The organism is Deltaproteobacteria bacterium, assembly GCA_016874775.1.
Lineage (GTDB): Bacteria > Desulfobacterota > Binatia > Bin18 > Bin18 > VGTJ01.
In genome coordinates, this window is sequence record VGTJ01000209.1 from 1 (window position 1) to 9529 (window position 9529).

At 52.3% G+C, this 9529-nt stretch carries 9 protein-coding genes; 5 read left to right on the top strand and 4 right to left on the bottom strand.

Annotation, left to right across the window (positions count from 1 at the left end; all coding sequences use genetic code 11):
- The first annotated feature begins 93 nt into the window (after positions 1-93).
- On the top strand, positions 94-1146 hold the full coding sequence (locus FJ147_24830; GenBank protein MBM4259111.1) for a metallophosphoesterase: 1053 nt from the start codon (positions 94-96) through the stop codon (positions 1144-1146).
- Positions 1147-1228: 82 nt separating this feature from the next.
- On the opposite strand, the gene FJ147_24835 is transcribed toward FJ147_24830, so the two are convergent.
- Positions 1229-1477: a hypothetical protein gene (locus tag FJ147_24835; GenBank protein MBM4259112.1), complete on the bottom strand. Its 249-nt coding sequence runs from the start codon at positions 1475-1477 to the stop codon at positions 1229-1231.
- Positions 1478-1908: 431 nt separating this feature from the next.
- Between FJ147_24835 and FJ147_24840 the strand changes: the two genes are divergently transcribed.
- Positions 1909-3483: an alkaline phosphatase gene (locus FJ147_24840; protein MBM4259113.1), complete on the top strand. Its 1575-nt coding sequence runs from the start codon at positions 1909-1911 to the stop codon at positions 3481-3483.
- Between the two features lie 6 nt (positions 3484-3489).
- On the opposite strand, the gene FJ147_24845 is transcribed toward FJ147_24840, so the two are convergent.
- Positions 3490-4092, bottom strand: coding sequence for a Uma2 family endonuclease (locus FJ147_24845; GenBank protein ID MBM4259114.1), 603 nt, complete (start codon positions 4090-4092; stop codon positions 3490-3492).
- A 169-nt stretch (positions 4093-4261) separates the two neighbouring features.
- Here FJ147_24845 and FJ147_24850 point away from each other — a divergent pair, with 169 nt between their 5' ends.
- From FJ147_24850 to FJ147_24860, 3 genes are all read left to right on the top strand, one after another.
- A complete protein-coding gene (locus FJ147_24850) occupies positions 4262-5473 on the top strand; it encodes a CoA transferase (GenBank protein ID MBM4259115.1) in 1212 nt (403 codons plus the stop codon).
- A 134-nt stretch (positions 5474-5607) separates the two neighbouring features.
- Positions 5608-6825, top strand: a complete 1218-nt coding sequence (locus tag FJ147_24855; protein ID MBM4259116.1) for a CoA transferase — start codon at positions 5608-5610, stop codon at positions 6823-6825.
- Between the two features lie 347 nt (positions 6826-7172).
- Positions 7173-8444, top strand: a complete 1272-nt coding sequence (locus FJ147_24860) for a TIR domain-containing protein (protein MBM4259117.1) — start codon at positions 7173-7175, stop codon at positions 8442-8444.
- A gap of 190 nt (positions 8445-8634) precedes the next feature.
- On the opposite strand, the gene FJ147_24865 is transcribed toward FJ147_24860, so the two are convergent.
- Positions 8635-9024, bottom strand: coding sequence for a hypothetical protein (locus FJ147_24865; GenBank protein MBM4259118.1), 390 nt, complete (start codon positions 9022-9024; stop codon positions 8635-8637).
- Entirely contained in the window at positions 9014-9316 is a 303-nt protein-coding gene (locus FJ147_24870; protein MBM4259119.1) for a hypothetical protein, read from the bottom strand. The genes FJ147_24865 and FJ147_24870 overlap by 11 nt, the downstream gene beginning before the upstream one ends.
- Positions 9317-9529 lie beyond the last annotated feature (213 nt).

Below are 9529 nucleotides of genomic sequence, written 5' to 3' on the forward strand. Positions count from 1 at the left end.
TTCCAAATGCTCGGCCAGATACGTACAGGTGCAATTCTTCGGCGTGCTCACCAAATATTCGACGTACTGCTTCTTGGTAATCATATCCCTAAAATGATACTTGTGGTCCTCAAGCGTAAGTCCTGCTTCTTTCTCGCGTTCACATCGATGCTCTCTGTGTCTGCGCGGGTCGATTCGCAGCCCGCTCGTGAGAACAATGGTGCGCACGCGTTAGGAAAACGTACGTTCGCTTTCGCACTGATTGGCGATGCCCAATACAATGCGCAGGAAGACGCGAAGTTTGTGAATCTGCGTGACGAGATCAATCAGCAAAAGCTCGCCTTTGTTCTGCACGTTGGCGACTTCAAAAGTGGCTCTAGCCCCTGCACGGATGCCTTGTATCTCCAACGCTTCGCGTTGTTTCAGACGTTTACGCATCCGTTCATCTATGTGTTTGGTGATAACGAGTGGACTGACTGTCATCGTCGTGATGCTGGGGCGTTCGACCCCTTGGAACGACTCGACAAGCTCCGCCAGATCTTTACTCCAGGAGATCAAAGCCTGGGAAAACACCCGATAACACTTGATCGCCAGAGTCAGAACCTGCTCTTTCGTCAATACCGTGAAAACGTGCGCTGGGAACATGAGGCGGTCTTGTTTGTGGGCCTGAACATTCCTGGGAGTAACAACAACTTTCCTCCGTATGCCACTACGCTGTCACCACCACAACAAGCTGCCAACCTGATTGAGTCACGAGAACGCAATCAAGCGAACTTGCTATGGATGCGGGAAGCGTTTGCGTTGGTGAGAACGAACAGCCTGCGCGGGCTGCTTTTTTTTATGCAAGGGAATCCGTTTGTTTTCCCACCTGCAGATCACAGCCTGACAGGCTATGGAGATTTTCTTGCTGTGCTCGAGAGTGAAACGCGGGCGTGTGGCAGACCGGTCGTGCTGGTTCATGGAGATACGCACTCCTTTCGTATTGACCAGCCGGCACCGCAACCGAACGCTGGAGACCCAAGAGGGTTTCGGATATTCCGCTTGCCGAACTTCACACGAGTCGAGGTCTTTGGTTCACCAGAGGTGCACTGGGTGCGTGGGGTTGTCGATGCAGAGGATCCTGCACTCTTCACTTTCATCCCGGAATTTGTCGATATGAACCGTTAGCCCCGTGTGTGTTCCTCCCTCCGAACACATACGTCTACCGAGAGTAGGGTGACTTGCCTCCACCACTACTCTCGGTTCCTTGCTACGGCACTGGTACGATGTCGAAATTCCGTATCGCAGTGTAGAGCCAGAACATGTACCAGCCCCACATCGCAAAAGTCACCGCAACGAATATCCACTCTCCGAGGTGTTCCGCGCGGTTTGCGTGCCGTAGTCGCGCAGGGAAGGTCTCCCAAGCGATCGGCGGTAGTTGGCCTTCCTGTATTTCAAACCAGGTCGGTTCCCTGTCTTGAGCAGGATACATATCCTCAAGCATGTAGTCGTTTGTCATCGTACCCTCCTTGCGTGCGTGTTGTGCTTAGAGGAATAGACGCATCGCTTCCTACATCGGCATGAAGAACGAGTGAAGAAAAGATGAACTCGTTCGGAGCCTCTGCTGGAGGATGGTAGGCCTCATAAGGGTAGGTTTTTTATCCAAGCCTCAATTGGCGCGGATTTCCCCTCGTGAGGAGCCGCCTGTTCGTCATGCCCGCGCAGGCGGGCATCCAGGAGCTTCACCCCTGAACGATTGCGTATTCTCCCTGGATTCCCGCCTTCGCGGGCATGACGTCTCGTCTTTTCTCAGCGTAAAAGCCTACCCCTAAAAGGGATGGTAGGCCCCTGGATCACCGTGGCAGAGTCACTCGCCCCCTCCTGCATGTTCGACAATTGAGATAAAACACTTCTACAGACTGAGGGTCGATCAAGAGGGGGAGAAACAAGATGAAGACGGTTAGCACCGTACTTATCGGCGTATTGCTCACGTTCGTAGATGTTACAGCGCAAGTGCGAATCCCTGGTCCGAATACTCCAGAGGAGTGGTTCGCAGCTGGTCAACGTGCGGTCCAAGAAGCGAAGCAGCTCACGCTCACTAAGACTCAAGCTAAGAACGTGATCTTGTTCGTCGGTGACGGTATGAGTATTTCCACTATCACTGCCGCGCGTATTCTTGAAGGACAATTGCGTGGAGAAAGCGGAGAAGAGAACCGATTGAGCTTCGAGAAATTTCCGTATGTTGCATTATCGAAGACATATACCGTAGACCAACAGACACCGGATTCGGCGCCGACGATGACGGCAATGGTCACTGGAGTGAAAACCAACGATCGGACGTTGTCGGTAGATCAATTTGTGAAGTTCGGTGAACCCGACGCCGCTGTGGTGAAAAAGCATGCGTTGAAGACGGTGTTAGAAATGGCCGAAGAGAAAGGCCTCTCCACTGGAGTTGTAACGACCACCCGGGTAACACATGCAACACCAGCAGCGTGTTATGCGCATATTGCCGAACGGGATTGGGAAGGTGACAAAGAGTTACCTGCTGGTGCGACAGTTCCTGATATCGCCCGACAGCTCATAGAGTTTCCCTTCGGCAACGGCCTCGAAGTCGCCCTTGGTGGCGGGCGAGAGTACTTCCTCCCCAATACGCTCCAAGATCCAGAAGAGGGGGACAAGAAGGGTACACGCAAGGATGGGAGAGATCTGACCCAGGAATGGCTCAAGAAATACCCTAACGCCGCGTTCGTATGGAACCGTGCGCAGTTTACCGCAATCAACGCTGCGACGACTAATCACCTCTTGGGTTTGTTTGAGCGCTCGCATATGGAGTTCGAAGCTGATCGAGAGAAAGACACTGGTGGTGAGCCATCACTTAGTGAAATGACAGCAAAAGCCATCGAGGTTTTGCAGAAGAACAAGAAAGGCTTCTTTCTCATGGTCGAAGGCGGGCGCATTGATCATGGCCACCATGCGGGCAACGCGTTTCGGGCGCTGACAGACGCCGTTGAATTTGCCAAAGCCGTGCACGTTGCGCGGGAGAACACCAAACGAACCGAGACCTTAATTATCGTCACTGCCGATCATAGTCATACGTTTACCATTGTTGGTTATCCTAAACGTGGCAATCCGATCCTCGGCAAGGTGGTGCTTCCAGATAAAACTGAACCTGAGCGGGACATGCTCGGTCGTCCCTACACTACGCTCAGCTACGCCAACGGCCCTGGTTATACAGGTGAGTCTCACAACGAAGATGGGAGCACGAATCCCCAAGGGGCCAAAACGTTTCCTCACCGACCACGCAAATACACTGGAATTACCGCTGGGCGGCCAGATTTACAGGGAGTTGATACCACGAGTCCTAATTACCTGCAGGAGTCGACCGTACCACTGGGGCAAGAAACGCATGCCGGCGAAGATGTCGCGATCTATGCCGATGGACCGCTCGCTCATCTCATTCATGGAACCCTAGAACAGAATGTGATTGCCCATGTGATTATGGAAGCGTTACGACTGAAGAGATAGCCGTGGTTACCACAACTCGCGAACATTCAATGCGAAACCTGGTAACACAGGGTCACCACCGACAGTGGGAGGATTGTCGAGCACCTCTACGGGCTGACCAGGGCGATAGATATGCACACGTTGTTCGAGCGGATCAATCAACCACCCGAGACGTGCGCCGTTCTCGATGTACTCCTGCATCTTCTCTTGCACATCGGGCAAGCGGTCGGAGGGTGAACGTAACTCGATAACAAAGTCAGGGCACAGCGGCGCAAATCCGTCTTGCTGTGCCTCGGTCAACGCTTCCCAACGTTCACGTTTCACCCATGACGCATCGGGTGACCGTTTTGCGCCATTGGGTAATGTGAAGAGTGTCGAGGAGTCGAAGACAAGACCAGTTCCATCCTTCCTGGCCCAGACTACGAGGTCGGTATTGATGTTGCTGTTTCGCCAGCCAGTTTTTGATCCAGTCGGTGGCATAATGATCAACTCCTTACGGGCGGTGAGTTCGAGTCGCAGCTCGCGATTTTCTTGACAGAGCAGTTCAAATTGCTCATCGCTGACAATCACACCTCGCACGTTCAACTTCACGGGCTCAGTACCTTCATAAACCACAGGCGTCTGGGGCATAATGGTCCTCACTTGTGCAAGAGCCTAAGACTTTCTTGTTGACCTTGCAATCCGCAGCTGCGCAATTTCATATCTCAGTTGCGAACAAGCTTGACGGCATCACCGCACGTCACTAGAGTTGCCCCAGCACAGTTGATGCTTGCCGACGGCAAGCAAAAGGAGGACTTATATGCCGGAGGGCGCTCTTGCTGGCTTCCGGGTCGTTGAATATGGCGACATGGTCTCTGCATCCTATGCGAGCAAACTCATTGCCGATATGGGAGCAGACGTTATTAAAGTTGAACCCCCAGGACGTGGTGACAGCGCGCGCCAACGTGGTCCGTTTCCAGGAAAGATTCCGCATCCAGAGAAGAGCGGGTTGTTCCTGTATCTCAATACAAACAAGCGTGGTGTGACGCTCAATCTCGAAACGCCACGTGGGCAAGATGTCTTTCAACAGCTTGTCGGGAAAGCCGACCTCTTTATTCATAACGTACATCCGACTCGTATGGCTGCGCTTGGTTTGGACTTTGACCGTTTGGCAGCGAAGAACAAAGAGTTAGTGATGACTTCGATCACTCCCTTCGGGCTGACTGGACCGCATAAGGATTACCAGGCGTATGATCTCACTACCTGGAGTGCTGGTGGCCTCACCTATCTTAATGGTGGCGGTCCAGGGACAGAAGATCTTCCTCCTCTCAAAGTGTTTGGCCAGCAGTCGGGATTTCAAGCGGGTATTCATGCCGCGGTTGCTGCCTTGGGGGCGCTCTTTGCTCGGTTGCGTGATGGTGTCGGGCAACATGTTGATTGCTCAACCCAAGAGACGTTGATGGCGATCTCGGAGTTTGCCGCCATCATGCCATCGTATGCCCACCAGGTTGTCGTGCGCTTTACTGGGAACAAAGCCATTCGCCCACTCGACATTATGGAGTGTAAAGACGGGTGGATTTACATCTGCTGTGTTGAAGAACACCAGTGGAAAGGTTTCGTTGATATTATGGGCAATCCAGAGTGGGCCGATGAGTCGTTGTTTGCGACGCGACTTGATCGTGCGCAGAACTGGGATGCGCTTGAGTTGTTCATGGCGCCGTGGGTGAAGGAACAAACAGTTGAAGAACTGTATCGCAAAGCGCAAGCGCGCCGTATTCCTTTCGCGCCAGTGTCGACGATGGGCGATTTGTTCAACTCCGAGCATTTGCAAGCACGCGGCTTCTTTGCCGAAATTGCCCACCCGGCTGTTGGGAAGTTGCCCTATCCGACTGCGCCCTATCAGTTCTCGTCAACGCCGTGGACACTGCGTCGTCCGGCACCCTGCTTAGGGCAGCATAATGCTGAGGTGTATGGAGAACTGGGCATTGATGCGAAGCAATTGGAGCAACTGCGTAAAGATGGAGTTATCTAAATCGAACCCCGAAAGGTTGGCATTCTGGGTGACATGCCCCAGAGGTGGTGCCAGAAAGTGCACGAGTGTTCTGTGGTTTGATTTAGGGGAAATAGAACGAATTCCTAAGCTTTTGATAGTGAGGAGTATGAGTCATGAACAAACCGCCATTAGCTGGTATTCGCGTTGCCGATTTCTGCTGGGCTTGGGCTGGACCGTACGGGGCCTTACAATTTGCCCACCTCGGAGCAGAAGTCATTCGCATCGAGAGTCAAACACGCCCGTGTCCATCACGGCTCATTCCACCCTGGGCTGACAATAAGCAAGGTGGGTTCAATCGCTCGGGGTATTTCAATCAATACAATCAAGGCAAACGTTCGCTGACGTTGAACCTGAAGAAAACGGAAGGACTCGACATCGCCAAAAAGGTTGTCGCAAAAAGTGATATTGTCATCGAAAATTTTGCCGGTGGGGTAATGGACAAGATGGGATTGGGCTATGAGGTGCTCCGTGCAGTCAAACCCGACATCATCATGGTCTCACTCTCTGGTTATGGCGCGACTGGTCCCGAGAAAGGCTATGTCTCCTATGGTCCGCCACAAGTCGCACTGAGTGGTATGTCATCACTGACTGGCTACAAAGATGACCAACCGCGACAAGCCGGGTTCTCTTATGGTGATCCTAACGGTGGTATCCATGGCACTTTTGCGGTGATGTGTGCGTTGCTCCACCGGACCAAAACCGGCAAAGGGCAGTACATCGATCTGTCACAACGTGAAGCCTGCGCCATGCTCCTTCCCGAAGGGCTCATGGAGTATGCCATGAACAAGACCCAGCCCTCGCGTAATGGGAATCGTGATCCGTATATGGCGCCTCACGGAGTGTTCCGTTGCAAAGGCCAGGATCGCTGGGTCAGCATCGTCGTTGGTACTGAAGATGAGTGGCAGCGGTTCTGCAAAGCGATTGGTCAAGCGGCGTTGGCGACTGACACACGTTTTGCCACACTGGCCGCACGGAAAGAGAATGAAGATGTGTTAGAACAGGTAGTGACGAAATGGACGCAAGGGCTATCGCCAGATGAAGTGACGCAGAAACTGCAACATGCCGGTGTAGCCGCGTATCCAACGCTCGACGGCAACGATCTCGTAGCGAATCCGCATGTTGCTGCCCGCGACTATTTTGTCGAACTTGAGCATGCAGAAGTGGGAAAGCGGCGACACTTAGGAATTCCTTGGAAGATGTCACGCACTCCGTGTGAAGTCCAACGCCCTGCGCCACTGTTCGGACAAGATACGGACTACGTGCTCGGTGAAGTTGTCGGCCTGAGTAAAGATGAGATTACCAAGCTGCGAACCGCGGAAGTCCTCGTCTAGAACAGAGAAAATAAACGGAATCATTTCGTGACAAGGAGTGAGAGACAAGACGAATTTCACTCCTTGTGTATTTCTTGTGAAATTCTCGGTTTCCTTGCGCAACTCTGCGAAATTGTTGAAATTTTTAGGTCCCAAAAGTTACTAAAAACAGGACCTCGAACGACTTGCCAGACTCGTCGTTCTCTGATGAGTAACGAGCCCACGACAGGAGACTGCCGCTTCTGATACCTCATATCCGGTACTCCTGAGCCGATGCTCCTGTCGTTTCCCTTCTCTTTTCTCGCCTCTACACACCTACTGCAAGACTTGCTATGCCTACAGAGAGTGCACCGAGGGGGTACTGATCTGTGGGGAATCACATTTTTATCTGTTATGCACGAGAAGACAAGGAATTTGTCCTTAAGCTCGCGGATCGCTTGAAGAGTCTTGGAGTGCCGGTTTGGCTCGACACCAAGATCAAGCCGAGTGAAGACTGGCAGTTAGCAATCGATAAGGCGATTGATAATTGCGCCCATTTTTTGATCGTCTTGTCTCCCGATGCTGTGAGTTCACGAGATGTGCGAGGAGAACTACGTCGGGCACTGAATAAGGACAAGTCAGTTACGCCTGCACTCTATCGTGAGTGCGATATTCCTACACCACTTCTGCCAGTCCAGTATGCGGATTTCACCTCGGGGAATCCGGCTGAGGTCAGTGCCATACAACACTTGATCGAATTCTTAGGGGGTCAAGCAGAAAATTCTGAGCCGCAACCTGTCGAGTTTCGTCATTCCCGCGCAGGCGGGAATCCGGGGGAGAATCACGACGTAGCTGATCCTGTTTCCGAACAGCCGAGTGTGAAGGCGGCTGAAGTGAAAACAAATAGTGAAGAAAGCCCTGCGATTATCGTTCCATCTCCCTTTCCAATACCTCTACCTCTTTCCGAAATCACCAACAGCATCGGTATGGAGTTTATTCTCATTCCTGCCGGAGAATTTTTCATGGGTTCGGAGAATGGTGGAGATGATGAGAAGCCCGTTCGCAAAGTGATCATTTCCGAGTCGTTCTATCTGGGTAAATACCCGGTGACACAAGCGCAGTGGGAAGCGGTGATGGGGAACAATCCTAGTCACTTCAAGGGAGATGCGAGTCGACCGGTCGAACGTGTTTCATGGGACGACGCGCAAGCGTTTCTGCAAAAACTGAGCACTCGTGAAGGAGGGAAATCGTATCGCTTGTCGACTGAGGCAGAGTGGGAATATGCCTGTCGCGCAGGTTCGACCGGGGACTATTGTTTTGGAGATGATGCAACAAAGCTGAAAGAGTATGCCTGGTACGATAAGAACTCTGGTGGGACGACGCATCCAGTTGGGCAATTGCAGCCAAATGCCTGGGGTCTCTACGATATACATGGGAATGTGTCGGAGTGGGTGCAGGATCGGTATTCAGAGGGCTATTACAAGCAGAGATCGAATCTTGACCGAGATCCTCAAGGCCCCAATACAGGAAGTCTCCGTGTGCTGCGGGGCGGTGCGTGCTTCTACGATCTGAGGCTCGTACGCTGTGCCTTTCGCCTCGGGGACCTCCCGTACCTTGCCTCCGGCAGCAGCGGCATGCGGGTAGTGGTGCTCCCGTCCTAAAAGACTCTGAATTCTATCCCTCTGCACTCTGAAACTCTGAACGGGTCCAGGGCGGAGCCCTGGTCGAAATTTTATGGTCGAGATGTTACTTGGCGAGAGATAGAAGTTCCGTCATGAAAAAGCCAGTCAAAAAACTCATGCGTGAAATCGTTGGTGGTGAGCCGTACGAGTACTATCCCGTGAATAGCTTTTACCCCCGCTCTTCAGACAACAAATACAAATGACCCAAGGTGAAGTCGAACTGGAGGCGATAACCTGCAAAGGCGTTGATACCGAGAATCAGATCAATACCCAAGCGAAGATTGTCGAAGTTTACGACTCCAGTATCAAAAGTGCGTAATGGTAAACGTGCAACATATAGATCTGTAACCTGTACCCGCGATACCCGAGAAACCGAAGAACCAACACCAACAACTGGTAGGTCACCAATTGTTGGGAGACCAAACTGAAGGACCAATCGCGGATGGATGAGGCTGGTTTGCGCACCGGTATCAGCAAGGGCGCGAATTGCCCAAGGACCTTTGCGAACCGTAATGATGGGGAGAGACCGTGGCCGAAAAGATGCCCACTCACGAGGCATGGACCACCACAGTTGGTCGAGGTTCAGAGTACTTACTATGTGTGAATAAGGTTACAACACCCCGATCAGCACACGACCGCCAGAGCTGTTGAAACGCTTCTGTCATCGGATCGGAGGTGAGAGCGATCAACCGTGCTTTTTGTGGCTCTCCGGCTTCGTTTTCTTCAGTGACTTCTAGCAAAAGCCACGTATCAATATAGCGTTCTTCCCACTCCTCAGGGGGAAGTTCTTCCTGCCCGTTATACAGAGTCAACGTCAGGTCAGTTTGGACAGATGCTGGTTGCGAAGACATACGCTAGGCTCCTTTGAGGCGAGAGAATTGTAGAAAGGTGAGGTGAGGGTGTCAATTCAGTTGGCATAGAGTGCGCTATGGGCTACAGCAGCCATCCCTGTAAAGGTCTGAATCTTTCATGATTTCGCGGGTTCTGCTGAGATAGGCGCGTGTCGTGGGGAGAAACTCAAGTTCAGGGAGAGAGAAGGGAACACGCGATGATCTTAGGAGCAT

Coding starts and splice junctions, on each gene's coding strand:
- FJ147_24830 (MBM4259111.1), top strand. CDS start 94: ATGATACTTGTGGTCCTCAAGCGTAAGTCCTGCTTCTTTCTCGCGTTC.
- FJ147_24835 (MBM4259112.1), bottom strand. CDS start 1,477: ATGACAAACGACTACATGCTTGAGGATATGTATCCTGCTCAAGACAGG.
- FJ147_24840 (MBM4259113.1), top strand. CDS start 1,909: ATGAAGACGGTTAGCACCGTACTTATCGGCGTATTGCTCACGTTCGTA.
- FJ147_24845 (MBM4259114.1), bottom strand. CDS start 4,092: ATGCCCCAGACGCCTGTGGTTTATGAAGGTACTGAGCCCGTGAAGTTG.
- FJ147_24850 (MBM4259115.1), top strand. CDS start 4,262: ATGCCGGAGGGCGCTCTTGCTGGCTTCCGGGTCGTTGAATATGGCGAC.
- FJ147_24855 (MBM4259116.1), top strand. CDS start 5,608: ATGAACAAACCGCCATTAGCTGGTATTCGCGTTGCCGATTTCTGCTGG.
- FJ147_24865 (MBM4259118.1), bottom strand. CDS start 9,024: ATGCCTCGTGAGTGGGCATCTTTTCGGCCACGGTCTCTCCCCATCATT.
- FJ147_24870 (MBM4259119.1), bottom strand. CDS start 9,316: ATGTCTTCGCAACCAGCATCTGTCCAAACTGACCTGACGTTGACTCTG.